The organism is Candidatus Schekmanbacteria bacterium RIFCSPLOWO2_02_FULL_38_14, from assembly GCA_001790855.1.
Classification (GTDB): domain Bacteria; phylum Schekmanbacteria; class GWA2-38-11; order GWA2-38-11; family GWA2-38-11; genus 2-02-FULL-38-14-A.
This window is the reverse complement of the sequence record MGDH01000007.1, coordinates 32,634-33,351: the sequence shown is the minus strand read 5'-3', so window position 1 is coordinate 33,351 and position 718 is coordinate 32,634. Positions and strand designations below refer to the sequence as shown.

General features: G+C 34.8%; 1 pseudogene. It reads right to left on the bottom strand.

The annotated features are described in order from the left end of the window. Positions 1 to 55: 55 nt before the first annotated feature. Positions 56 to 718 (bottom strand): annotated as a pseudogene (locus A3H37_00320) (hypothetical protein).

Genomic DNA, 718 nt, shown 5'->3' with positions numbered 1-718 from the left:
CCGAAGGGTTTGGATGTTAGTCTTTTGCACCATGTTAGCGGAAGTCTGCCCTTTATTATTTATATGTTGAATAAGCAAAGTTATAAGGGTAATTTTGAATCCTTTGATAACTCGATATTGGTTCTTCTAAAATGGTTATCACATTCAGTTTTAAATTTTTCGAATCAGGTTCGGTTATTGAAAACCTATAATTATTAGTGAAAACCCTATCTGGCTTTGATGTTCGTACATTTATGGTTAAAGTATAATCGCCTGGTTCCCAATAACATTTCCTATCAAGATGAGTGTACATATCAAGGTGAATTTTACTCTTTCTAAAACCTTCGATTAATTCAATTTTACGGCTAATTATTTCATGTGGAGGAATTGTCCCAACTGAAGGCGGCCAGATTTTAGTCAATTGGTCTGCGACAGTATACCATTCTGTGATATAAGTATTAAACAAGGGTCTTATTTCTTCGAAAAGATCGTTATCATTAAAAACTATGTTGAATCTGTGCGGGGAATCTGGTGAAACAAGAAAACCAGAGGGTATTTCCATTGAAATTGGTTGACTACCAGCTAAGTCAATTTTGGGTGGCCTGAAGGCTATCCAGTTGAAAATGTGTTGAGCTTTATCTTTTTCCCTGACAACTAATAAATCAATAGAACTTATAAAAACATCTTTATTTAAAACACGTAAAGTGCCGTTCAACCCTATAGTAGGCCCAAAGGTACT